We start from the raw sequence: 24,108 nt of genomic DNA, 5'->3' as shown, positions 1-24,108 counted from the left end.
GTCCGGTCTTCGGGGAAGCAGGGCGCCGCGTCGCCGCCCCGAAACGACGGCGGCGCCCGCCTCCGCTGCTCCACTGGGAGCGGGAGGCGGGCGCCGCTGAGACGCGCCGGCGGGCTATTCGACGTCGACGTGCGTCGGGTCCAGGACGCGTTTGAGGAAGTCCTGCGTCCGCGGCTGCTGGGGGTTGCCGATGACCTCCTCGGAGGTGCCCTCCTCGACGACGACGCCACCGTCCATGAAAACCACGCGGTCCGCCACATCGCGGGCGAACGCCATCTCGTGGGTGACCACCAGCATGGTCATGCCGTCGCGTGCGAGGTTGCGCATGATCGACAGGACCTCGCCGACGGTCTCTGGATCCAGTGCCGAGGTCGGCTCGTCGAAGAGCATCAGGTTCGGGTCCATGGAGAGCGCGCGGGCGATCGCGACGCGCTGCTGCTGCCCGCCCGAGAGCTGGTCCGGGTAACGCGAGGCGAACGTGCCGAGCCCGACCTTCTCCAGATTGGCCTGGGCGACCTTCTCCGCCTCCGCCCTGCCGCGCTTGAGGACCTTCTGCTGCGCGACGGTGCAGTTCTGGAGAACCGTGAGATGCGGGAACAGATTGAACTGCTGGAACACCATGCCCACGTGGCGGCGCATCTGGTCCACATCGACATCGGGGTCGGTGACGTTGTAACCGCCCACGTCGATCGATCCGCCGTTGGGCTGCTCCAGGAGATTCACGCACCGCAGCAGGGTGGACTTGCCGGACCCGGAGGGGCCGATCAGGCAGACGACCTCCCCGGGCTTGACCTCGAGGTTGATGGCCTTGAGGACCTCGACCGGGCCGTAGGACTTCGACAGGTCGGTGATCTTGACGCCCGCCGCGGTGGAACGCTTGGTCTCAGTCATGGGTGACTCCTCTTCTCCTAGCGCTTCGTCCGAGCGGACCGGGACTCGAGCTTCCGCGCGAGCTGGCCGAGCGGCAGGGTGATGATCAGGTACATCGCACCGGCGACCACGAGGGGCGTGATGCCGGCGCCGTACTGCAGGATGCCGTCGCGGCCGAACTTCGTGAGTTCATAGTCGCCCATGGCGAGACCGAGCACGAAGATCAGGGATGTGTCCTTGGTGACCAGGATGAACTCGTTGGTCAGCGGCGGCATGACGATCCGGAAGGCCTGCGGGATCACGATGGTCAGCATGGCGCGCCAGCCAGGCATGCCGAGCGAGCGCGCGGCCTCGTACTGGCCCCTGGGGACGGCCTGCAGGCCCGCGCGGAGTGTCTCGGCGATGTAGGCGGCGGCCACCAGGCCGAGGGCGACCATGACGACCAGCCAGGTCGGCCACACCACGCCCGGGAAGGCGGTGGGGATGCCGAAGCCGAAGGTGATGAACACGAGCAGGGCCGGAATGCCGCGGAAGAACTCGATGTAACCGGTGGCGATCCACCGGTACGGGGCGAACGTGGCCATCTTCATCAGGGCCAGCAGGAGGCCGAGGGCCAAGCCGAAGGCGAAGGAGATGATTGTGTAGAAGATCGTGTTCTTCAGGCCGACGAGGATGATCGTGGGGAACATCCCGCCGATGGCCTCGAAATTGAAGAACGCGCTGCGGATGGTCGCCCAGTCGATGGTGATCACCAGCGCGACGACGGCGACGACGAAGAGACCGAGCTGGACGTAGAGGCTGGTCCGGGCTCGTTGGCGAGCGGTCATGGCCATGGTTCAGGTGCCTTTCATGAGCGGGTGGGGCCCGCAGCGGCGGACCCCACCCGGCGGATGCGTCGAGCGGGTGTTACTCGGCTTCGCCGAACCACTTGGCCTCGAGCTCGGCCATCTCGCCGGACTCCTCGAGGCGGGACAGGGTGCTGTTGACGGCCTCGAGCATCTCGGTGTTGCCCTTCTTGACGGAGATGCCCAGCTGCTCGCCGGTCTCGAAGTCCGCGACGCGCTCGAAGCCCGACTCGTCCTTGACCGCGTAGGCGAGCACGGACACATTGCCGAGGACGGCATCGACCGTTCCAGCCTTCAGTGCCTGGATCTGCAGGCCCGAGTCGTCGAAGCCCTGCGGCGAGAGTCCGTTCTCCTGCGCGTACGTCTCGCCCGTGGTGCCGGCCTGCACGCCGACGCGCTTGTCCTTGGCGGACTCCAGATCGGTGATGCCGGAACCCTCCGCGGCGATCAGCGTCAGGTCGTCCTCGAGATATGGATCGGAGAAGTCCATGTTCTGCTTGCGCTCCTCGGTGATCGAGATCGAGGAGATGGAGAAGTCGCACTTGTTCAACGACAGGCCGGACTGGATGCCCTCGAACGAATCGTCGATGATGCTCAGCTCCACGCCCTGGTCCTCGGCGATGGCGCGGGCGATGTCGATGTCGAAACCGACGATCTCACCGCTCTCGTCGGTGAACTCGAACGGCTCGTAGGGGATGTCGGAGCAAACCGTCAGCTCCCCCTCGTTGAAGATGGGCACGCCCGACGCGGTCGTCGGCTGCGACGCCGATGCCTCAGGGGAGGAGTCGGTTGAGCCGGAGGAGCAGGCGGTGAGGGCCAGGCCGGCGGCCGCGACGACGGCGACGGTCTTCCAGGCGCGCGGGGTGATCTGCATGGGGGAGTCCTTCTCAAGAGACAGTGAAAAATTATGCAAGCGCGTGCGATTCTATACATCCAAGATGTCGAAACGCGCGACGCCCAGTGACATCACAATAGCCGGTGTGATGCAATTCACTGCACTTGACGGCAAATCTTCAGATTCCGAGCGCCTCGCGCATCGGCCGCATCTTGGCCCACGTCTCCGCGAGCTCGGCCGCGGGGTCCGATCCGGCGACGATCCCGCCGCCCGCGTACAGCCGGACGTGGTGCGGATCCTCCACCACGCCGCCGCGCAGCGCGATGCCGAACTCCCCGTTCCCGGCTGCGTCCACCCAGCCGACTGGTCCCGCGTAGGGACCCCGGTCCACGCCCTCCAGCCGGCGGATCAGCGCGGCGGCCTCCTCGGTGGGCGTGCCGCACACGGCGGCGGTGGGGTGCAGCACCTCGGCGAGGTCCAGGGCGCTGGGCGTCCGGCCGTCGTCGTGCCGGGTCAGCTGGGCCTCGACGTCCGAGGCCAGGTGCCACACATTGGGCAGCTGCAGGACGAACGGCTCCGCGGGGGAGGTCATCGCGTCCACGAGCGGCCCGAGCCGCCGGGTCAGCGAGTCGATGGCGAGCCGGTGCTCGTGCCGCTGCTTCTCGTCGCCGGCGAGCACGCGGTCCGGGTAGCCGGCGTCGCCCGCGGGCGCCGTGGCGCGGTCCAGGGTGCCGGCGAGCACGCGCGCCTGCGCCGTCGTGCCGGTGACGCGGACCAGCATCTCCGGCGTCGCCCCCACCAGGCCGCGCACGCTGTAGGTCCAGCAGTCGGAGTAGCGCAGCGCGAGCTCGCGCAGGACCTGCGCGACGGCGACGGGCTCGTCCAGCTCCGCCACGGCGTCGCGCGCCAGGACCAGCTTGGTCAGTTCGCCGGTGCGGATGGCGTCCAGGCCCGCCGCGACCGCGTCGAGGTGCTCCGCGTCGGAGATGCGGCCCGGCTGGAGCGTCCCGCCGGAGCCGAGCTCGTGGTCGAAGGAGCCCTCCTCGAGCAGGAGCGCCAGCTCGGCCTCCGCCGCCTCGACGGACAGATCGTCGTCCGGGTCCGCGGAGACCACCGTCAGCCAGCTCACGTCGCCGCGCCGCCCCACGATCAGCCGTGGGATCACCAGCGTGGACGGCCACTCGCTCGTGTCGTCGAACGCGATCGTGGCGAACGCGGCCGGTCCGGTGCCGGGCAGGGACAGGGGATCGAGCACGACGGCGGCGCGGCCGACGGCGTCCCACCACCGGCGCGCGCCTTCGAAGCGGGCCGCGCCCCGGGCCGTGAACCGGGCGACCTCCCCGAAGCCGACGATCCCGTCGCCGCGGCGGGCCCACACCAGCGCGTCGTCGCGCACCAGGTAGTCCAGCAAGCCGGCCTCGCTCATCGGCGGGCGGCGGTAGGTGGCGCTGCGCAGGACCGGTGCCGGAGTGCCTGCGTCGGGCGAGCCGGGCGCCGTCGTTCCGGGTGCGGCGGCGGTGCCGGAGACGGTGCTGGTGTGGGCGGGCGCGGGCGTGGACATGATGGCAACAGCCTACTCCGACGGCGATCGCGCGGTGCCGTTTCGCGCCCCTGACGAGGTTTGCAAGAATGTGGGACGTGAGTCGTGCAACGCTGCAGAAGCGTCCCGAAGAAGTCCAGGCCATGTTCGACGACGTGGCGCCGCGCTATGACCTCGTGAACGACGTCCTCTCGCTGGGCCAGGACCGGCGGTGGCGCAAGGTCGTGGTCGACGCCGTCGGCGCGGAGTCCGGGCAGAGCGTCCTGGACCTCGCGGCGGGCACCGGCACCTCCTCCGAGCCCTACGCCGACGCGGGCATCCGCGTGGTGGCCTGCGACTTCTCGCTCGGCATGCTGGAGGTCGGCAAGCGCCGCCGCCCCGACATCGACTTCGTCGCCGGCGATGCCACGAGCCTGCCGTTCGCGGACGGCACCTTCGACGCGGTCACCATCAGCTTCGGCCTGCGCAACGTCTCCGATCCGCACCTGGCCCTGCGCGAGATGGTGCGCGTGACCAAGCCGGGCGGCCGCGTGGTGGTGTGCGAGTTCTCACACCCGACGTTCGCGCCGTTCCGCACGGTCTACACCGAGTACCTGATGAAGGCCCTGCCGGCCGTCGCCGAGCGGATCTCCTCCAACCCGGACTCCTATGTCTACCTCGCCGAGTCCATCCGCGCCTGGCCCGCGCAGGACCAGCTCGCCGGCTGGCTGGCCGACGCCGGCTGGGAGGACGTGAAGTACCGCAACCTCTCGGGCGGCATCGTCGCCGTCCACCGCGGATTCAAGCCTGGCGCCCCGGGTGAGTCCGCCGAGCGTGCCGAGCGCGCTTCCCAGTACCTGCGCCGTCGCGCGTCACGGCGGCCGCACTAGCCGCGCGGGGGCGGGGGAGACGTTGCGCCGGGCGCTAGAGTGAAGCAGTGCGGGGCGACGCGCCCTGCCGCTGGACCGAGACCGAGCCGGATCCCCGGCGATGACCAATGAGGCAGCTAGACACGTGACTGAAGCCCAGAGCAACTGGACCTCCGCCGGGCACTCGGTGCCGGAGGCGCTGGACCTGAATCCGCAGACGGCGGCGCTCGCTGCCACGATCAAGCTGCCCGCCGGATTCCGCGCCGTCGCCGAAGACCCGGACTTCGGCCCGGCGATCTCCGAGGGCCTGGCCCGCGTCGAGAAGCTGCTGCGCGACGCCGTCGCCAACTCCGATCCGCTCATCGACGCCACCAGCCGCCACCTCGTGGAGGCCGGCGGCAAGCGCATCCGGCCCCTGCTCGTCCTGCTCTCCTCGCTGCTGGGGGAGGGCGTCAACGACGACGTCGTCCGGGCCGCCGCGGTCTGCGAGCTCACCCACCTGGCCACCCTGTACCACGACGACGTGATGGACTCGGCGCCGTACCGCCGCGGGGCGCCGACCGCCCACGAGGTGTGGGGCAACTCCGTGGCGATCCTCGCCGGGGACCTGATCTTCGCCCGCGCCTCCGTCATCGGCTCCGAGCTGGGCCCGGAGGCCGTGAACATCCAGTCGCGCACGTTCGAGCGGCTCTGCCTGGGCCAGCTCCACGAGACGATCGGGCCCCGCGAGGGCGACGACGCGATCGAGCACTACCTGGGTGTCATCGGCGACAAGACCGCCTCGCTGCTCTCCACCTCCGGCCGCTTCGGCGCGCTGTTCGGCGGCGCGGAGGACCTGCAGCAGATCATGGCCGAGTACGGCGAGAAGGTCGGTGTCGCGTTCCAGCTGGCCGACGACGTCATCGACGTGACCGGCGCCAAGGAGAACTCGGGCAAGACGCCGGGCACGGACCTGCGCGAGGGCGTCCCCACGCTGCCCGTCCTGTTGCTGCGCGAGGCCGCCGCCGGCGGCGACGCGGCCGCGCAGGAGGCCCTGGCCCTCGTGGACGGCGACCTCGCCAGCGACGAGGCGCTCGCCGAGGCCGTGCGGGCGCTCTCGGCCCACCCGGTCACGGCGCGGGCGTGGGAGGTGGCACGCGAGTGGGCCGACGCGGCCGTCAACGCGCTGGCGCCGCTGCCCGACGGCACGGTCAAGACGTCGCTGGCCGCGTTCGCCGACGCCGTCGTCACCCGCGACGTCTAGCCTCCCGCGAGGTCCAGCCTCTGACGTCCCGCCTCGTGCCCTGGCCGTCCCGACGGGCGCCGTCAGCCGCGGAAGCCGAGCTCCTCGAGGGCGGCCGCGAGCTCGCGGGCCTTCCGGGCACGGTCCGCGACCGGCACCCGGTGCCGGATCTGCCCGTAGAGCCTGTCGTCGGCGTAGCGCGGGAACACGTGCTGGTGGTAGTGCCAGACGTGCTGGTTGCCGGAGGGCTCGTTGTGCTGGCGTGTGGAGGTGCCCTCGGGGGCCCAGGCGAGCTTCATCGCCTTGGCGGTCTCCCGGGTGGCCCGCATGACCGCCGCGGCGACGTCGTCGGGCAGTTCGTAGAGCGTCTCCAGGTGCGCCGTGGGGATGACCATGGCGTGGCCGCCGTAGGGTCCGAAGCCGTCGCAGGCCATGATGACGGCCACCGTCGCGTCCCGGTAGACCAGGTCGCTGAGCGCGCACAGGTTGTCGGGCGAGGCGATCTGGCCGGCGAGCAGCTCGCAGAAGGGGCACGCGTAGCCGGCCGGCGCGTGGGAGCGCCACAGCGGCCCCTGGCGCGTGCCGGGCATGTCAGTTGTCGAGCTCGGGCTCGAGTTCGTCGAAGACCCACGAGTACATGTCCAGCATGTACTCGCTGAAGGTCCCCTCCTCGGACCGCCACGTGCCGCGGCGGTTGTTCCGGCGGTGGACGATCGGGTCCGGGACGTCGAGCTGGTCCACGCGCAGACCCCACGTGTACTTCTCGTCCTCGTCCTCCATGAAGAGCAGGTACCCGTCGTCGTACTCGAGCTCCTCGGGGTCCCAGACGTAGTAGTACGCCTCCATGAGGTCCTCGCAGCCGCCCAGGGTCAGGTAGAACTCGCGCAGCACCAGCGGGATCTCCACGCCGGCCTCCTCGAGCGCCTCGTCGAGCTCCTGCGTGCTGAGCCCGTCCTCGGAAACCCACTGGTCATCGAGGTATTGCGGAACCAGGGAGCGGAACTTGTCCACGAACATCTCAGCCATGCACCAAATCCTATCCGGCTCCGGCCCCCGCCCGTTGCGCCGGCCCGGAGGGGCGGCCGGCGGCGTGTTCCGGTGGCGCAGAGGGCCCGCCCGCTGGGGCGGTCGGGATACTACTAGAACATTTTCGAACTGTAGCCAAATTGTGACGCTTCATATACCGGGACCGATATGTTCGCAGGCCGGAAATCCGTCTAGCGTGACGGTTATGAACACTGCACCCATCCGCAGCAACGGCAACAGCGCCGTGCGCGAGACGTTTTCCTCGCGGAAGCTGTTCATCCTCTCCGCCATCGGGTCGGCGGTCGGGCTGGGCAACATCTGGCGATTCCCCTACGTGGCCTACGAGAACGGCGGCGGCGCGTTCCTGATCCCGTACCTGGTGGCCCTGCTGACGGCGGGCATCCCGCTCCTGTTCCTGGACTACGCGATCGGGCACAAGTTCCGGGGCTCCGCGCCCCTGGCGTTCCGCCGCATGAGCCGGCCGGCCGAGTTCCTCGGCTGGTGGCAGGTGCTCATGTGCTTCGTCATCGCCGTCTACTACGCCGTCATCATCGGCTGGGCCGGCATGTACGCGTGGTACTCGATCAGCAAGGCCTGGGGCGACGACGCCACGGGCTTCTTCACGGGCACCTTCCTGGAGGTCGGCGACCCCGGGGTCGCCCTGGACTTCGTCCCGCAGGTCCTGTGGCCGCTCATCGCGGTCTGGGTCATCACGATCGTCATCCTCGTCGCCGGCGTCCGGAAGGGCATCGGCCGGGCCAACGGCATCTTCATGCCGCTGCTGCTCGTCATGTTCCTGCTGCTGGTCGTCTCCTCGCTGTTCCTGCCCGGAGCAGCGACCGGCCTGAACGCGTTCTTCACCCCCAACTGGGAGGCCCTCGGCGATCCGGCTGTGTGGGCGGCGGCCTACGGCCACATCTTCTTCTCCCTGTCGATCGCCTTCGGCATCATGGTCACGTACTCGTCCTACCTGCGCCGCAAGACGGACCTGACCGGTTCCGGCATGGTGGTGGCCTTCGCGAACTCCGGTTTCGAGATGCTCGCGGGCATCGGCGTCTTCGCCGCCCTGGGCTTCATGTCGGTCGCGGCGGGGACCTCGGTCGAGGAGTCCGCGGCCGGCGGCGTCGGCCTGGCGTTCATGGCCTTCCCGACCATCATCTCGGAGGCCCCGTTCGGTGCGGTGCTGGGCGTGCTGTTCTTCGGCTCGCTGGTCTTCGCCGGCCTGACCTCGCTGACCTCGATCGTCGAGGTGATCATCTCGGCCGTGAAGGACAAGATGGGCTGGGCGCGCCGCGCCTCGGCGCTCGCGGTGACGCTGCCGCTGGCCCTGATCTCGGTGCTGCTGTTCGGCACCACCACCGGTCTGCACGTCCTCGACATCGCGGACGCGTTCGTCAACCAGTTCGGCATCCTGTTCGGCGCGTTCGTGACGGTCGTGGTCGTCGCCTGGCTCGCCCGCAAGCTGCCGGTCCTGTCCGACCACCTCAACCTGTACGGGTCCGTGCGGATGGCCGGGGTGTGGAAGCTGCTCGTGGGCGTCGTCGCCCCGATCGCCCTCGGCTACATCAGCTTCGAGGCGTTCCGCACGTTCATCGGCGAGCCGTACGGAGGGTACCCCGACTGGATGCTGAACACGTTCGGCTGGGGTATGGCCGCGGCCCTGGTGGTCGTCGCCGCCATCCTCACCCTGATCCCGTGGAGCAGCCGCTCGCTGCTGCACGACGATCCGGAGTACGACGCCATCAAGGCCCACGAGGACACCCTGTCCCCGAGCAAGGAGAAGCAGCCATGACCACAACCGCCATCATCATGATGATCATCGCGCTGGTCACCGTTTGGGGCGGCCTCGCAGCGGCGCTCGCGCACCTCTCGCGCCATCCCGAGCTGGACGAGGATCTGCCGGCGCAGCCCGCGACCGAGCTCTAGCCGAGCCGCACCCCGCGGAGCGACTGTCGTTCCGCCGCCATGCACCGGGGCCCCTCACCCAACCGGGTGAGGGGCCCCGTGCATGGCATTTCGGTCGGCCGGTCAGACCTCAGACGGCGCGGACCCGGCTACGCGGCGGCACCGGGCGGGGCGCCGGCTCAGCGTGCCCTGCCCCGTCTCCCCGGTCCCGCGTCAGCCGCCCGCCGTCCGGCGCGGACGACGGCGGAAGAGGTCGATGCTGAGGACGATGATCGCGACCCACACCAGCAGGAAACCGATCCAGCGCTCCAGCGGCATGGGCTCGCGGAAGAGGGCCAGCGCGATCACGAACTGCAGCGTCGGCGCCAGGTACTGCAGCGAGCCGAGCGTCGACAGCGGCAGCCGCGACGCTGCCGTGCCGAAGAGCAGCAGCGGGACGGCCGTGATGACACCGGAGGCGGCGAGGAGCCAGAAGTGCCCGGCGCCCAGCTCGCCCGCCGTCGCCAGCCCCCGGGCGGAGAGGACGGCGATCGCGATCGCCGCCGGCAGCGCGAGCAGGGCCGTCTCGACCGTCAGGCTCGCCACCGCCGTCGTCCGCTTGCCCACGCGGTTCTTCGCGTACCCGTAGAAGGCGAACGTCGTCGCCAGGATCAGGGCCGTCCACGGCAGGGAGCCGTAGCCGACGGCCAGGACGGCGACGGCGACGACGGCGATGCCCACCGCCAGCCACTGCAGCCGGCTCAGCCGCTCGCCGAGCAGCAGCACGCCGAGGGCCGTGGAGACCAGCGGGTTGATGTAGTAGCCCATGGCCGCGGAGACGGTGTCGTGGTTCAGCACGGCCATCGTGTAGGTCAGCCAGTTGACCGCGATGAAGGCGGCGGCCAGCCCGAGCCAGCCGATGGCGCGCGGGTCCGCGACCAACGCCTTGAACTGGCGGCCCTGCCGCGTGACGAGGACCAGGAGCGTGCAGAAGACCAGGGACCAGAGGACGCGGTTCGCGACGATCTCCACCGGGTGCGCGGCCGAGACCAGCACGAAGTACAGCGGCAGGACGCCCCACAGGCCATAGGCCGCCAGCCCGGAGAGCAGCCCGACGCTCTGCTCGCTGCGCGGCGGGCGCCCGGACGCCGCGGTCGGGCCGGAGGCGGGTGGTGTGCTCACCCGGACATCCTACTCAGTGCCGCTTTCCCGCAGGCCGGCCCGCGCAGGCCAGCCCTCCCGACCGGGTCGCCGTCCGGACGGTGCCGGTCAGTCGTCGGTCCGCGGGGTGCCCGGGTGCAGGAACGTCTGGACGGTCTGCACGGGCCGGCCGGTCTGGACCAGCTGCCCGCGGCCCGGCGGCAGGGCCCGGGCGCGGACATTGTTGACCAGCATGCCCTCGGACCGGTCGCCGCTCATGATCAGCGTGGAGGACCCGGAGTCGCGCAGCACCGAGAACAGCGACTCGTACATGCCGCGGCTCGCCCCGCGCACCTTGCGCGTCAGCACGACGTTCAGATTCAGCTCCCCGGCCATCGGCAGGTAGGTGGCGAGGCGGCCCAGCGGGGAGCTGTTCCCGGCCGTGAGGACGTCGTAGTCGTTCGCCAGCACCACGAGCCGCGCGGTGCCCGGCTTCTCCTCCTCGGTCCCGCCGTTGAGCCGCATCTCCAGCTCCTTCACGAGCGCCGCCGTGAGCTGTTCGCCGACGGCGGCGCTGCCGGCGTAGCCGCCCAGGTAGTCGTCGGGGACGACGTCGTCGAGGTCCTTGCGCGGGTCGTAGACCGCGAACAGGAGCTCGTCCGGGGTGTGCTGCGCGACGAACGTGTCGATCAGGTTCCGCAGCAGGTTGGACTTGCCGGTGCCCTCGTCGCCCATGACGATCAGGTGGCGGTCCTTGTGGGTCATGTCCATCGTCTGCGCGGCCAGGTCCACCTCGCGCAGACCGATGGGGAACAGTCCCTGCGCCGCGGGCACGGGGGCTTCCGCGGTGGAGACCTCGGCCGGCAGGACGCGCACCTGCATGGCGGTCTCGCTCGTGGACGCGGCCACCGCGTCGACCAGGTCGCGCAGCCCGTCGGAGAGTGTCTCCGGGTCCGCGTCGCCGTCGATCCGGGGCAGGGCCACGTGGCCGATCAGCTTCCGGTCCGAGAGCCCGCGGCCCGGAGCGTCCGAGCGCACGCCCTGGGCGACCTTGCGGTCGATCGAGGAGTCGGCCGGGTCCGCCAGCGCGAGCTCGACCTTGTTGCCGAAGAAGCCCTGCTGCGCCATCCGGATCTCCCCGGTGCGGTTGAGGGTGGCGACCACGTGGATGCCGTAGCCGCCGCCGCGCATGATGAGCGTGGTCACCGTGTCCTGGATCTCGTCGAAGTCCTCGTTCAGCTGGGCGTAGCCGTCGATGAGGAGGAAGACGTCGGCGCTGGGGAGCTCGGGCAGGTCACCCGCGGCGTGCAGCCGGCGCATGGTCGCGAGGGAGTCGATCTGCCGCAGCTCGAAGAGCCGCTCGCGGTGGTAGAGCATCCCGAGGAGCTCCTCGACGGTGCGGCGGACGACCTCGCGGTTGGTCCGGATGGCGGTCCCGCCCACGTGCGGGAGCCGGCCGAGCGGCAGCAGGGCCGAGCCGAGCAGGTCCACGCAGTAGATGCCGACCTCGCTGGGCCGGTGCGTCAGGGCCAGGGAGGATGCGATGGTGCGCAGCAGGGTGCTCCGGCCGGACTGCGGTCCGCCGACGACCATGAGATTGCCGCCCCCGGAGGCGAAGTCGATCTCCCAGAGCCCCTGCCACTGCTTGGCCGGGTCGTCCAGCAGGCCGATCGGGACGCGCAGGCGGCCGCCGTGCTCGAGCCGCAGGCCGTGCTCGCCGGGATGGACCTGCCCGACGACGGCGTCCAGGGTGACGGCGTCCGGCAGCGGCGGCAGCCAGATCTCCTGCACCGAGCGAGGGAAGGTCCGCAGGGTCTCCATCAGGGTCGACATGACCGTCGGTCCTGTGGTCCGCTCCGGCAGCGCCTGGCCCGCCGGCTTGGTCGCGGGCCCGTCGTCGGCGGCCTCGACGGCGGTCTCGCCGGCGTAGAAGCCCAACGGCAGCACCTCGGGCCGGGCCGGCTCGACGGGCTCGTCGAAACGGCCCCGCTCGGCGTCGACGGCGCCGGAGACGTAGCCGGACTTGAAGCGCGTGTAGACGGTCGTGTCCACCTTGAGGTAGCCGTAGCCGGGCATGGGCGGCAGGTGGAACGCGTCGCCGGTGTCCAGGACGGTGCGGGACTCCGCCTCGGAGAGGGTGCGCAGCCCGATCCGGTAGGACAGGTAGGTCTCCAGCCCCTTGAGCTTGCCGCCCTCGACCCGCTGCGAGGACAGCAGGAGGTGCACGCCGATGGAGCGGCCGATGCGGCCGATGGAGAGGAAGAGGTCGATGAAGTCCGGCCGGGCCGTGAGGAGCTCGCCGAACTCGTCGATGATGACCACCAGGTGCGGCAGCGGGTCCATGTCCTCGCCGCGGGCCAGGCGCTCGGCCCGGTGGACCTGGTAGTCGGTGATGTTCGCGATGTTGCCGGCGGCCTTGAGTACCTCTTGGCGGCGGAGGATCTCGCCGTTCAGGCTGGCGTAGACGCGCTCGATCAGCGAGAGGTCGTCGGAGAGGTTGGTGATGATGCCGGTGACCTGCGGGGCGCCTTCGAACGGGGCGAACGTGGCGCCGCCCTTGAAGTCGACCAGCACCATCGCCAGCACATCGGGGGAATGGGTGGCCAGCAGCCCGAAGACGAGGGAGCGGAGCATCTCCGACTTGCCGGAGCCGGTGGCCCCCACGCAGAGCCCGTGCGGGCCCATGCCGAGCTGGGCGGACTCCTTCAGATCGAGCATGACCGGCTTGCCGCGGTCGTCCGGGCCGAGGGGGACGCGCAGGAAGTCGGCGTCGGCGCGGGGGCGCCAGGTCCGCTCGACGTCCGCCCGGCCGAGCTCCGGGGTGAGCCCGAGCATCTCCAGGAAGGACTGCCCGCCGCTGGTGGACGGGCCATGCTCCAGGGAATCGGCCGAGAGCCGCAGCGGCGCCAGCTCCCGGGCCAGCGCGCCGGCCGTGGCCGCATCGAGCCCGTCCAGCTCGCCGTGGCGGACCACGGGCTGGGCCGGGTCGCTCCGGTAGTCCTCGAGCCGGAACCCGTCCCCGGTCTCGGTGATCCGCAGCGCGACGTCGTCGGGCTCGTCGTCGCGGCGGGAGACGAGGTGCAGGACGGTCACGCCCAGCTGGGCGGGGGTCACGTAGCGGTCCGCGAGAGGGAGCTCCTGGGCCGGCGCCCCGTGCACGTCGCTGACCAGGAGCAGCCGGGCGAGCGCACCGGAGGCGGACTCCGCGTTCTTGCGGGCCTCCGCGGCGAACTTGGAGCGCTGGGCGAGCTCGGGCGCCATCAGATCGGCGAGGTCGTCGATCCCGGCGCCGATCCGGCGGACCGGCCCGGCCGCCGTCGTCTGCTGCTGGTCCGCGAGGTGGGGGAGCCACTTGGCCCAGCCCCAGTCCTCGCGGCGGTCCGTGGGGACGGCGAGCCCGAGTCCCAGGTCCTCGGGGGAGTGCAGGGCCGCGGCGCTGGTGAGCAGGTTCCGCGCGACGGCGAGGGCGAAGCCGCGCGAGCCGACCACCGAGACGTTCCCGACGCCGTCCAGCGGCACGGTCACGGGCATGGTGGGGCTGGTGGCGTAGCGGCGACGGAGGATCTCGGCCTCGGCGGCCATGAACGTGTCCTCGAGCTGCCCGGGTCCGGCGGCCTCCGAGACGTGGAGGCTGCGCACCGGCCGGTCCCCGGTGCCGAGGCGGACGTGCAGGAAGTCCTCGTTGGAGCGGCGCCGCTCCCACAGGCGCAGCGGGTTGCGCACGACGTCGAACAGCGCCTCCGGCGGCGGGCTCGCGACCCGGGCCGTCGCCAGGGCCTCCTGCTCGTCGGCGCGCAGCTTCACCCGGGTGCGCTCGAGGTAGCGCAGGTACAGGTCGCGGGCCTGCCGCCGCTGGCGCTGCTGGCGGCCGCGCTGGCTGAACATCATGAAGACGGCGACCACCACGGTCAGGACCATCATCATGGCGCCGACCGCGGCGAAGGGGGAGTTGCGGAAGAGCATCATGACCGTCATGGAGACGGCGCCGCCGAGCATGGGCACGATCGCCATCATGTTGGGTCCGCTGACCTCGCCGTCGCTGGGCGGCGGGGCATCGATCGAGAACGGGCGGTACTCGCGCAGCGGCGGCGTGGTCCGCGCCGGGCGGTGGACGAGGCGCTGGCTCATGCCCGCGGCCCCGTGCGGTCCGGGGAGCGGGGCGCGGTGTTCGCGACCTCCAGGACGCGAGCGGCCAGCCGGGCGAGCGCCGTGCGCCGCTCCGCCCCGAGCAGGCCGGCGCGGATGCGGGCCCCGGCCGCCAGATGCGCGTCGTACCCCAGGACGTGCGCCTCGTAGCCGAGCTCGTTGAACCGCCGGACGTGGACGGAGGCCGGGACGGCGGCGGCACGGTCCTGCTGGGCGACGACGAGGAGGAGCCGCCCGGAGGCGGCCAGGCCGCGCAGCGTCGGGGCGGCCAGGCGCGCCATCGCGTCCTCGACCCCGCTGAGCGTGCCCGGCACCACCCAGACGGCGGCGTGCGCGTCGGCCAGGGCGGCGCCGGTCGCCGGGCGCAGCACGCCCGTGGGGCAGTCGACGATCGTCAGCGCGAAGTAGCGGGAGATGGTGGCGCAGGCCTCGCGGAGGAGCGAGCCCGGGATCTCGTGGGCGGACTGGTCCGCCGACGCGTCGGCCCCCGGACTGGCGGTGGCCGCGAGGTTCCCCGCCGCGTGCCCGAGCAGCCCGTCCAGCTCCTCGGCGGTGGGCAGGTTCCCGCCGGTGGTCGCCGGCAGCAGCCCGGCCAGCGTCGCCGGCCCGCCGCTGCCGCGGACGGCCCCGAGCCGCAGGCCGAGCGTCCCGTGCTCCTCGGCCGCATCGAGGATCGCCACCCGGTCCGGGCGGGCCGCGGAGAAGAACCGGGCCAGGAGCACCGCCGTCGTGGTGGCGCCGGCGCCCCCGCGGGTCGCGAAGACGGCCACCCGGCGTCCGGTGGCGACCGGGGCCTGCGCGAGGGCCGTCAGCTCGGGCAGCTGCTGGGCGTCCGGGTCTCCGCCCGCGAGCGAGCCGAGGGTGCGCGCGAGCAGGGAGTCGCTGCCGCGGACGCTGGAGAGCCGCAGCACGTCGTAGCTCAGGGCCTCGCCGACCCCGCCGGCCCCCGTGCCGGCGGTGACGCCGGCGCGTCCGCCGCGGGCCGCCCCGGCGGTCCGGCGCGAGGCGCGGGGGACCGGTTGCTCGATGGTCCGGCGCACCCCGGGATGCCCCGGCGAGTCCGGGGCCCCGGACGAGCGGGAGGCCCCGTCGTCGGGCCCCCACGGGTCCGGGAGCGTGCGGGAGAGCGGGCGGCGCGGTTCGCCCGGCGGGGGCGGGGGAGTGTTCGTCGACATCAGAGACTCTCGAGGCGTTAGAAGGAGTTCAGCAGCAGGTGGAAGACGCCGAAGTACCCCACGGCCAGGGGGACGGAGGCGAGGGCCGCGAGGGTCTCCAGCCGGGCGGCGAGCTGGCGGATCCTGGCCTGCGTGTGGTCGGCCAGCCGGGTCACCAGGCCCAGGCCGGCGAACAGGCCCAGCACCATCACGACGACGGCGACCAGCCAGGTCCGCTCCGGGAAGGCGGCGACGAGCTCCGCGGCGGCGGCGAACACGCCCGCCGCGGCCGCCGCATACAGGGCGTACCGCTGGAGGGCGAGCGGGAAGGAACGGGCGCGCAGGGCGGTCGCCGCGGCCAGGACCAGCGTCAGCAGCACGGTCCAGACGAGGCCGGCGTCGTCGTCGCCCGAGCCGAGCAGCACCAGGGCCGCACCCACGGAGACGGCCACCACCACGGCGGACCAGCGCAGGGCCCCGTGCGCCGCCCGGATGGCGTCGACCGCGCTGCCGCGGGCGATCTCGGCCCCCTGGGCGCGCAGATCGTCGAGGCGCGCCAGGCCGGAGGCGTTCAGTGCCAGCGTCGGGAGTAGCCCGAGGGCCGCCACCGAGCCGACGCCGGCGATCGCCGCCGCACCCACCAGGGGGTGGGCCCCTGCGGCACCGCCGTCGGCACCGGCGGGGCCGAGCGCCCACACGGACACCCCCGCCGCCCCGGCCCACAGCGCGGTCAGGCCTCCCGCGACTCCGGCGGTGGCGTAGACCGCCGGCGGGCGGGCCGCCAGCGGGGCGAGGCCGGCGATCAGGAGCGTGCCGACCAGGGCGACGGCCAGGGCATCGGCCCCCGCGGGCAGCCAGTCGGCCTGCCACAGGCCGAGGGACGCGACGACGCCGCCGAGGACCTGCAGGACCGCCGAGACCGGCCGGTGCCTCCGGGCCAGGGCCGCGCCGGTCGCCAGCAGCGCGGCACCGGCGCCCAGCAGGATCCACCACGCGCGGTCGGCCGCGTACGTGGTGGTCAGAGCCCACAGCCCGAGCAGCATCGCCGCCCCGGCGGCGACCCCGGAGGCGACCAGCAGGTGGGTGCGCGTCCACAGCGACGGGATCTGCTCCGACTCGTCCACCACCGCGTCGGTCACGTCGTAGACCACGGCCGGCGGCGGGGCGTCGTAGTTGTTGTGCAGGCTCAGGACCGCACCGTCAACCACGCCCGCCTCGGCCAGCGTGGTGTGGGCCGGCAGCGGGGCGCCCGTGTCGGTGAGCAGGATCTTCGCGGCCACGCGCTCGCCGGGGGCGTCGCCGAGCAGGCGCAGGATCTGCGGCATGAGCGTGCCGATCTCCGCCGTGGACGGCAGGACCAGGTCCAACCGCCGGCGCTCGCCGACCAGGGTGACGCGTGTGTACGGCTGCACCGACGTCGTCGTGTTGGAGCGTCCGCCGGCCGCCGCGGCCGCCTCGCCGCGCGGGCGGGCCGCGGCCCGCCCGGGGGACTGCTGGAGGGTGCTGGGGGATTCGTGCATCATGCTCCGGTGCCGCTCGGGGGTGCAGCGGCCGCAGCGGCCGCGGACGGGGTCTGGGGGAGGGGAGTCCAGTGGACGACCGCGGAGCTCTCGCGTTGCGCCTTCTCCGCGGCCTGCTGCTCCAGGATGTGGGTTACGAACGAGATGCCCACGCAGATCGCGGCGATCAGGGCCGCGATCACCACGCTGTACAGGAACAGCCGCAACGTGCTCCGCCAGCGGCGCTCCGTCGGGTTCGCGCCGAACAGCAGCGCGTCCATCAGCCGGTCCCGGCGCACGGAGACCGCCTCGATCAACTGCGCGTCGAACTCTGTGGACATCCCTCCTCCTCCCGGCGCGGTGCGCGTCGCTCGTGTCGCGGAGGGCGCGGCCCCCGCTCTGGTCCGGTCCCATCATGACAGCTCCGGCCCTCGTGCGGGCGGGATTCCGGGGCGGGTGGGGAGTTCTCCCCATCGCCCGACCTTGACCGGGTGCCCTCCAGACCGTTGGATTGAAGCGTGCCCCTCGGTGGGCGAGACCGGACAGGATTTCCGCAGCGGCGCTCCCGGAGCCCGTTGCGCCAAGGAGAAGGAGAACGCCCATGAGTGGATTCAAGGGCAAGATGAGCGTCCCGGCCATGGCCGACGCCTCGCAGCAGTCGGAGGGCTCGGGTGTCGAGCTGATCCGCCTGGTCGAGGAGATGGTCGACGGGGTCGAGGAGCTCAAGCACACGTTCAAGGGCAACGCCGCCGTGAAGTTCACGGAGTTCATCAACGAGGCCACCCGGGTCGAGGGCGAGCTCATCGCCGCGCTCGCCTCGATCTCGTCCGGACAGGCGGAGACCGCCAAGGCCTACCTCGACATGGATGACGAGATGGAGAACGACGGCCGCGACGCCGCCAGCGTCGCCGCCGCGGCCTCCGGCAGCACCGGCTTCAACCTCGGCGGTCGCTGAGCCGAGGCTCGCCGATCCCGACCGCAACAGACTTCGAAGGAGAACACACCATGCCCACCGAGAACGACGTCATCCAGTTCGACACCGCCTCCGCCGGCCAGATGGAGGCGACCGTCCTGCGCATCGCCGGACGGATCGAGACCATCATCGGCGACCGCGAGCAGCAGCAGAAGTTCGTCGCCGACAACTGGGAGGACGCGAACAACCGCGAGGGCTACGACACCAAGGAGCGGGCCTGGGTCACGGCCGCCGGCGACACTCTGGCGCTCGTCCAGCGGGCCCGGCGCCTCCTCGCCGACAACCAGGTGACGGCCACCAGCACCGGCCGCCGCGTCGGGAACATCATCGACGGCATCTAGACCGGCCGGCCGCCGCAGACGACGGCGCAGGCGCCTCCCCGGCTCAGGGGCGGGCCTGCGCCGTCGTCGTGTCCCGGCGCACACCGAGGAGCGTCGCCCGGGACGTCGATCGGAGGCCCGGTCCTGGTGAGGTCGGGCACACGGGCGATGGACGCCGTCGTGCGGGCAATTACACTAGGGAGCCGTGCGCTATTCGTGCCGCGCGCTCACCATCCCGCAGCGCGCGATTCCCCTCCGGAAGGACAACACGTGTCACACCCCGCCGACGGACGTCCGTTGCGCGTCGCGATCATCGGTGCCGGTCCCGCCGGCGTCTACGCGGCCGACATCCTGACCAAGGCCGAGCGCGACTTCGAGGTCTCGATCGACCTGTTCGACGCCTACCCGGCGCCGTACGGCCTGATCCGCTACGGGGTGGCTCCGGACCACCCGCGGATCAAGGGCATCGTGACCGCCCTGCACCGCGTGCTGGACCGCGGCGACATCCGCTTCCTCGGCAACGTGACCTACGGCCGGGACCTGCTGCTCTCCGACATCCGCGACATGTACGACGCCGTGATCTTCGCGACCGGAGCGATCAAGGACGCCCCGCTGGACGTCCCGGGCGTCGAGCTCGAGGGTTCCTTCGGCGCCGCCGACTTCGTGTCCTGGTACGACGGGCACCCCGATGTGCCGCGCGAGTGGCCGCTCGATGCCCGGGAGGTCGCGGTCATCGGCAACGGCAACGTCGCCCTCGACGTGGCGCGCGTCCTCTCCAAGCACGCCGACGACCTGCTCAGCACCGAGATCCCGGACAACGTCTACCGGGGGCTCAAGGAGTCGCCCGTGACCGACGTGCACGTGTTCGGCCGCCGCGGCCCCGCCCAGGTGAAGTTCACCCCGCTGGAGCTGCGCGAGCTCTCCCACAGCCGCGACGTGGACATCGTCCTCTACCCGGAGGACTTCGAGTTCGACGCCGCCTCCGACCAGGCGATCAAGACCAACAACCAGGTCAAGACCATGGTCAACACCCTGACCAACTGGCTGGTCGAGCAGGAGGAGCGCGAGGAGGCCGGCCGGGAGCCCGCCAGCCGCCGCCTGCACCTGCACTTCCTGCACGCGCCGGTCGAGATCACCGGTGAGGACGGCCGCGTGACCGGCATGCGCTTCGAGCGCCAGGAGCTCGACGGCACCGCCAACGTGCGCGGCACCGGCGAGATCGTCGAGTACCCGCTGCAGGCCGTCTACCGAGCCATCGGCTACTTCGGGTCCGAGCTGCCCGAGCTGGGCTTCGACGCCCGCCGCGGCGTGGTCCCGAACGACGGCGGCCGCGTCCTCGACGCCGAGGGATCCCCGGTCCCGGGTGTCTACACGACCGGCTGGATCAAGCGCGGCCCGGTCGGCCTGATCGGCCACACCAAGGGCGACGCGCTGGAGACCATCGGCAACCTCCTCGAGGACCGCAACGACCTCCCGGCCGCGAGCCGTCCCGGGGAGGACGCAATCCTGGAGCTGCTGCGCGAGCGCGGCATCGAGTACACCACGTGGGAGGGCTGGCTGGCGCTCGACGAGCACGAGCGCGCCCTCGGTGCGGCCGCCGGGACCGTGCGGACCGACGCCGGGGAGATCACCCGGGAGCGCATCAAGGTGGTCCCGCGGGAGGACATGGTCCGCATCTCCAACGAGGGTGCGGTCCAGCGCGCATGAGCCACGCACAGGGACCCGTGGAGGAAACCGCGGCGGGGCAGCGGCCCGCAGCCGGAACCGCCGGCCGGCGCCGCACCGGACGCGAGATCCTCGCCAACGGCCTGCGCGGCGCCCTGATCGGCACCGTCGAGACGATGCCCGGGGTCAGCGGCGGCACCGTCGCCCTGGTCGTCATGGTCTACGAGCGGCTCATCGCCAGCGCGTCGGCGCTCATCGTCGGCGTCTGCGGGCTCGTCGCTGGGATCTTCCGCGGCCCCGAGCGCCGCGCCGCCGCGCTGGACCGGCTGCGCGGGGTCGACTGGCTCCTGCTCCTGCCGCTGTTCGCCGGCATGGGGGTCGGCATCCTCGTGATGGCCCACTTCATGGAGGACCTCGCGGCGAACCACCCCGTCCTCATGCGGGCCGCGTTCTTCGGCATGGTCCTGGTCTCGCTGCTCGTTCCCATCCGTCTGGCCGGCCGGTGGCGCCGCCGGGACTGGGTCTACATGCTCGCCGCGACGGCCGTCGCCGCCGTCGCCGTCAGCCTGCCCTCGCAGACCGTCACCATCACGCCCGTCACGCTCATGCTCTGCGCCGCACTGGCCGTCGGCGCGCTCGCCCTGCCGGGGCTCTCCGGGTCCTTCCTGCTCCTCGCGCTCGGGGTCTACGAGCCGACTCTCGCGGCCGTGAATGACCGCGATCTGGGCTACCTCGGCGTCTTCCTGGCCGGCGCCCTCGTCGGCGGCGTCCTGATCGTGCTCGCCCTGCGCCGGTTGCTGGCGGTCCGCCACCACGCGACCATGGTGGTCATCACCGGCCTCATGGCCGGCGGCCTGCGCGCCCTCTGGCCCTGGCAGGCGGAGGACCGGAGCATCGTCCCGGCGGACCCCGCCACTCTCTGGCCCGTGATCGGCCTCGTCCTGGCCGGGGCGGCCGTCGTCGGCGTCGGTGTGTACCTGGAGCGGCGGATGATCGCCCGGGAGGCCGCGCACTCCGAGGCGTAGCCCGGCCCGCGCCGCGCCTGAGGGGCGCTGCCGCCCTGCGGGCAGGGACCGGCTAGGCTCGCGATCGTGCCCCGACTCCTCGCCGACCTCACCCCGTTGCGGGTCAGTGCCGACTTCCGGCGCCTCTGGCTGGGCAACACGCTGTCCGCGGTGGGCAGCCAGCTCACGCTCGTCGCGGTGAGCCTGGAGGTCTACAAGATCACCCAGTCGAGCCTCTACGTCGGGCTCCTCGGTCTCTTCGCCGTCGTCCCGCTCATCGTGGCGGGCCTGTACGGCGGGGCCGTCGCGGACGCGTTCGACCGCCGCCGGGTCGCCCTCGCCTCGGCCGCGGTGCTGTGGCTGGCCACGGCGGCCATCGCCGCGCAGGCGTGGGCCGGCCTGGAGAGCGTTTGGGTCCTCTACGGTCTCATCGCCGTCCACTCGGGCGCCGTCGGCATCAACCAGCCCACCCGCGGGGCCATCATCCCGGCGCTGGTCGGGGTGAAGCTCCTGCCGGCGGCGAACGCCCTGAATATGGTCACCTTCAGTATCGCCATGATGGTCGGACCGCTGCTGGGAGGGGTTCTCGTCGCCCAGGTCGGCTACGCCTGGACCTACTCGATCGACGTCGTCACCTACCTCGCCGCCCTCTGGGCGATCTGGCGTCTGCCGCCGCTCCCACCGGAACAAGCGGACGACGACGGCGGGGCGGCCGCGCCCTCACCGCGGCGGCGGCGCGTGGGGCTGGGCTCGGTGGTCGAGGGGTTCGGGTTCCTGGCCACGCGGCGGAACGTGCGCATGACCTTCGTGATCGACCTGGCCGCCATGATCATGGCCGCCCCGCGGGCTCTGCTGCCGGCGATCGGCGCCGTGCTCATCGGCGGCGGGGAGACCACGGTCGGCGTCCTGCTGGCGGCCACGGCCCTGGGCGCCTTCCTCACCGGCCTCTTCTCCGGTCCGCTCGGCCGGATCCACTGGCACGGGGCGGCCGTGTACTGGTCGGTCGTCGCCTGGGGCCTCTGCATCTGCGGCTTCGGCGTCATCGTGTACCTCGCCGCCGGCACGGACGTGCCCGACGACGGCTCCTCCACCGCGTGGCTGTGGCCGGCCGCCGGCTTCCTGCTCCTCGCCGGCGTCGCGGACTCGGTCTCCGGCGTCTTCCGCAACACCATCCTGCAGTCGGCCACGCCGGACCGGCTGCGGGGCCGGCTGCAGGGTGTCTTCATCGTCGTCGTCGCAGGCGGCCCCCGCGTCGGGGACCTGGTCGCCGGCGGCGCGGCGAGCCTCGTCGGCGAGCCGTGGACGCTCATGGTCGGCGGGCTGCTGTGCGTGGCGGTGGCCACCGGGCTGATGCGCTGGCAGCCGGGCTTCCTGCGCTACGACGCCCGCCGCCCCGTGCCGTAGCGAGCCCCGTGCCGTAGCGAGCCGCGTGCCCTAGTGGGCACCGTGCCGTAGCGGCTTCCTCCGCGCGATCAGTACTCTGGGATCGTGCACAACCACAACAACGGACTGAAGACGGCCCTGCTCCTGGGAGCCTTGTTCGCACTGCTCCTCGCCCTCGGCGCGCTGATCGCCTCCGGGACGCGCAACTCCATGTTCATCTGGCTGTTCGCGCTGATCGGCGTGGCCACCACGGCCTACGGCTACTGGAACTCGGACAAGCTCGCCCTGCGGTCCATGCAGGCCTATCCGGTGACCGAGGCCGAGCACCCCACGTACTACCGGATCGTCCGCGAGCTCTCCCTGACCGCGCAGAAACCGATGCCGCGGCTCTACGTCTCGCCCACGCTGGCGCCCAACGCGTTCGCGACCGGGCGGAACCCGGAGAATGCGGCCGTGTGCTGCACCGAGGGCATCATGCAGCTGCTCGACGAGCGCGAGCTGCGCGGCGTCCTGGGCCACGAGCTGATGCACGTGTACAACCGGGACATCCTCACCTCGTCGGTGGCGGCCGCCGTCGCGGGGGTCATCACGTCGGTGGCCCAGTTCATGATGTTCTTCGGCGGCGGAGGGGACCGCCGGAACGCCAACCCGATCGCGATGATCGCCCTCGCCCTGCTGGCCCCGCTCGCGGCGGCCCTGATCCAGATGGCGGTCAGCCGCACCCGGGAGTACGACGCCGACGAGGACGGCGCGCAGCTGACGAACGACCCGCTGGCGCTGGCGTCCGCGCTGCGCAAGCTGGAGCTCGGCGTCCAGCGCGCGCCCCTGCCCGAGGACCAGAAGCTGGTCAACACGTCCCACCTGATGATCGCGAACCCGTTCCTCGGGGGCGCTAAGAAGTTCTTCGCCACGCACCCGCCGATGGCCGACCGCATCGCGCGGCTGGAGAGGATGGCGGGCCGGCCGCTCGGCTGGTAGCGAGTCCCCGGCCGGGAGCTCCCTGCGCTCCGGTGCTAGGGTTCGAGCAACATCTCCGAGACAATCCGTTGGGGGAACCTTGTCCTCGATCAGTTCCGCGCACCGCCCCGGGAGGAGCGTCCGCCACGGTGCGGGCGCGGGCGCAGCGACCGGGCGGGAGGCCGCCCATGGGTAGGCGCAGCGCGCCCCGCGAACGCCGCCGGCGGGGTGCTCCGCTGGCCGGCATGCTCCTGCTCCTGGTGGTCGGCGCGGCGGTCGTCGCCGTCATCGGCGTCGCCCTCACCATGGGCATCGTCCACTTCGTCCAGGAGGCCCGTGGCGGGCCCGCACCGGAGACGCCCCGGCTGAGCAAGATCGAGGGCTCCGCCGGCACCGATTCCTCCGAGGCTGCCGCCGCATCGCCGTCCGCCGACGCGCCCAGCTCCGAGGAACTGCAGGCTTGGTCGGACCAGAAGATGGAGCAGTGGCTGGCCGCGGAGGGCGCTGGCTCCGTGGACGACTTCAGCTGCCCGTTCGATCTGATCCGGTCCTGGGAGTCCCCGGACCCGGGTCTGCTGGTGCTGCACGTGGAGGCGGAGGTCGACGGCGACGCGCCGACCATCTGCCCGGGTCAGGACGGCGCCGTGGACCTCGAGGAGATCGCCACCGTGGCCATGGAGGGCATCGCGCCGGACGCGCCGCACCTGGACATGGTCGTCGCGATGACGCTCGATGGGCAGTCCCTCGCCACCTCCACCCGTCAGGACCTGGAGTCCGCCGACTGAGAGCCCGGCCCG

The 24,108-nt window shown here is 72.0% G+C and carries 22 protein-coding genes; 11 read left to right on the top strand and 11 right to left on the bottom strand.

The features are described from left to right. Positions 1-114: 114 nt before the first annotated feature. The 4 genes from RIN46_RS10920 to RIN46_RS10905 all read right to left on the bottom strand — a co-directional run bounded on the left by RIN46_RS10920 (position 115) and on the right by RIN46_RS10905 (position 3,976). The gene (locus tag RIN46_RS10920) at positions 115-891 is read right to left on the bottom strand and encodes an amino acid ABC transporter ATP-binding protein (RefSeq protein ID WP_309081198.1); all 777 of its coding nucleotides are present in this window, start codon (positions 889-891) and stop codon (positions 115-117) included. Between the two features lie 17 nt (positions 892-908). Beyond that, on the bottom strand, positions 909-1,703 hold the full coding sequence (locus RIN46_RS10915) for an amino acid ABC transporter permease (protein ID WP_309081197.1): 795 nt from the start codon (positions 1,701-1,703) through the stop codon (positions 909-911). Between the two features lie 73 nt (positions 1,704-1,776). Beyond that, positions 1,777-2,589, bottom strand: a complete 813-nt coding sequence (locus RIN46_RS10910) for an ABC transporter substrate-binding protein (RefSeq protein ID WP_309081196.1) — start codon at positions 2,587-2,589, stop codon at positions 1,777-1,779. A gap of 139 nt (positions 2,590-2,728) precedes the next feature. Beyond that, positions 2,729-3,976 (bottom strand): isochorismate synthase, encoded by a 1,248-nt coding sequence (locus RIN46_RS10905; RefSeq protein ID WP_309081268.1) that lies wholly within the window; start codon positions 3,974-3,976, stop codon positions 2,729-2,731. A gap of 212 nt (positions 3,977-4,188) precedes the next feature. On the opposite strand from RIN46_RS10905, the gene RIN46_RS10900 reads away from it, so the two are divergent. Together RIN46_RS10900 and RIN46_RS10895 are read left to right on the top strand one after the other, a co-directional pair. After that, a complete protein-coding gene (locus RIN46_RS10900; protein WP_309081195.1) occupies positions 4,189-4,959 on the top strand; it encodes a demethylmenaquinone methyltransferase in 771 nt (256 codons plus the stop codon). 100 nt (positions 4,960-5,059) lie between these two features. After that, positions 5,060-6,181 (top strand): polyprenyl synthetase family protein, encoded by a 1,122-nt coding sequence (locus RIN46_RS10895; protein WP_309081194.1) that lies wholly within the window; start codon positions 5,060-5,062, stop codon positions 6,179-6,181. Positions 6,182-6,243: 62 nt separating this feature from the next. Here RIN46_RS10895 and RIN46_RS10890 read toward each other — a convergent pair whose 3' ends face one another. Together RIN46_RS10890 and RIN46_RS10885 are read right to left on the bottom strand one after the other, a co-directional pair. Beyond that, positions 6,244-6,750, bottom strand: coding sequence for an HIT family protein (locus tag RIN46_RS10890; RefSeq protein WP_309081193.1), 507 nt, complete (start codon positions 6,748-6,750; stop codon positions 6,244-6,246). A 1-nt stretch (position 6,751) separates the two neighbouring features. Then, entirely contained in the window at positions 6,752-7,186 is a 435-nt protein-coding gene (locus tag RIN46_RS10885) for a hypothetical protein (protein WP_309081192.1), read from the bottom strand. A gap of 205 nt (positions 7,187-7,391) precedes the next feature. Between RIN46_RS10885 and RIN46_RS10880 the strand changes: the two genes are divergently transcribed. Together RIN46_RS10880 and RIN46_RS10875 are read left to right on the top strand one after the other, a co-directional pair. Then, a complete protein-coding gene (locus RIN46_RS10880; RefSeq protein WP_309081191.1) occupies positions 7,392-8,978 on the top strand; it encodes a sodium-dependent transporter in 1,587 nt (528 codons plus the stop codon). Further along, positions 8,975-9,112, top strand: a complete 138-nt coding sequence (locus RIN46_RS10875) for a methionine/alanine import family NSS transporter small subunit (RefSeq protein ID WP_309081190.1) — start codon at positions 8,975-8,977, stop codon at positions 9,110-9,112. The genes RIN46_RS10880 and RIN46_RS10875 overlap by 4 nt, the downstream gene beginning before the upstream one ends. 192 nt (positions 9,113-9,304) lie before the next feature. Here RIN46_RS10875 and rarD read toward each other — a convergent pair whose 3' ends face one another. From rarD to RIN46_RS10850, 5 genes are all read right to left on the bottom strand, one after another. Further along, entirely contained in the window at positions 9,305-10,252 is a 948-nt protein-coding gene (gene rarD, locus RIN46_RS10870; RefSeq protein ID WP_309081189.1) for an EamA family transporter RarD, read from the bottom strand. Positions 10,253-10,339: 87 nt separating this feature from the next. Beyond that, entirely contained in the window at positions 10,340-14,338 is a 3,999-nt protein-coding gene (eccCa, locus tag RIN46_RS10865) for a type VII secretion protein EccCa (protein WP_309081188.1), read from the bottom strand. Next, a complete protein-coding gene (locus RIN46_RS10860) occupies positions 14,335-15,531 on the bottom strand; it encodes a hypothetical protein (protein ID WP_309081187.1) in 1,197 nt (398 codons plus the stop codon). Before RIN46_RS10860 ends, eccCa begins: the two co-directional genes overlap by 4 nt. Positions 15,532-15,548: 17 nt before the next feature. Then, positions 15,549-17,033: a type VII secretion integral membrane protein EccD gene (gene eccD / locus RIN46_RS10855; protein WP_309081186.1), complete on the bottom strand. Its 1,485-nt coding sequence runs from the start codon at positions 17,031-17,033 to the stop codon at positions 15,549-15,551. Next, positions 17,030-17,350: a hypothetical protein gene (locus RIN46_RS10850; protein ID WP_309081185.1), complete on the bottom strand. Its 321-nt coding sequence runs from the start codon at positions 17,348-17,350 to the stop codon at positions 17,030-17,032. The genes eccD and RIN46_RS10850 overlap by 4 nt, the downstream gene beginning before the upstream one ends. Positions 17,351-17,610: 260 nt before the next feature. Here RIN46_RS10850 and RIN46_RS10845 point away from each other — a divergent pair, with 260 nt between their 5' ends. The 7 genes from RIN46_RS10845 to RIN46_RS10815 all read left to right on the top strand — a co-directional run bounded on the left by RIN46_RS10845 (position 17,611) and on the right by RIN46_RS10815 (position 24,096). Next, positions 17,611-17,964 carry a WXG100 family type VII secretion target gene (locus RIN46_RS10845; protein WP_309081184.1) on the top strand — a complete coding sequence of 118 codons (354 nt, stop codon included), beginning with the start codon at positions 17,611-17,613 and terminating at the stop codon, positions 17,962-17,964. 50 nt (positions 17,965-18,014) lie between these two features. Further along, the gene (locus RIN46_RS10840; protein ID WP_309081183.1) at positions 18,015-18,323 is read left to right on the top strand and encodes a hypothetical protein; all 309 of its coding nucleotides are present in this window, start codon (positions 18,015-18,017) and stop codon (positions 18,321-18,323) included. A 249-nt stretch (positions 18,324-18,572) separates the two neighbouring features. Continuing rightward, positions 18,573-20,009, top strand: a complete 1,437-nt coding sequence (locus RIN46_RS10835) for an FAD-dependent oxidoreductase (protein ID WP_309081182.1) — start codon at positions 18,573-18,575, stop codon at positions 20,007-20,009. Next, positions 20,006-20,992 carry a DUF368 domain-containing protein gene (locus RIN46_RS10830; RefSeq protein WP_309081181.1) on the top strand — a complete coding sequence of 329 codons (987 nt, stop codon included), beginning with the start codon at positions 20,006-20,008 and terminating at the stop codon, positions 20,990-20,992. The genes RIN46_RS10835 and RIN46_RS10830 overlap by 4 nt, the downstream gene beginning before the upstream one ends. A 66-nt stretch (positions 20,993-21,058) precedes the next feature. Then, on the top strand, positions 21,059-22,375 hold the full coding sequence (locus RIN46_RS10825) for an MFS transporter (RefSeq protein WP_309081180.1): 1,317 nt from the start codon (positions 21,059-21,061) through the stop codon (positions 22,373-22,375). An 84-nt stretch (positions 22,376-22,459) separates the two neighbouring features. Continuing rightward, on the top strand, positions 22,460-23,332 hold the full coding sequence (htpX, locus tag RIN46_RS10820; RefSeq protein ID WP_309081179.1) for a zinc metalloprotease HtpX: 873 nt from the start codon (positions 22,460-22,462) through the stop codon (positions 23,330-23,332). A gap of 167 nt (positions 23,333-23,499) precedes the next feature. Then, positions 23,500-24,096: a hypothetical protein gene (locus RIN46_RS10815; RefSeq protein WP_309081178.1), complete on the top strand. Its 597-nt coding sequence runs from the start codon at positions 23,500-23,502 to the stop codon at positions 24,094-24,096. Positions 24,097-24,108: the final 12 nt, after the last annotated feature.

Source organism: Zhihengliuella sp., from assembly GCF_031178195.1.
GTDB lineage: Bacteria > Actinomycetota > Actinomycetes > Actinomycetales > Micrococcaceae > Zhihengliuella.
The sequence above is the reverse complement of the archived record's forward strand: the minus strand, read 5'-3'. Positions and strand labels throughout refer to the sequence as shown.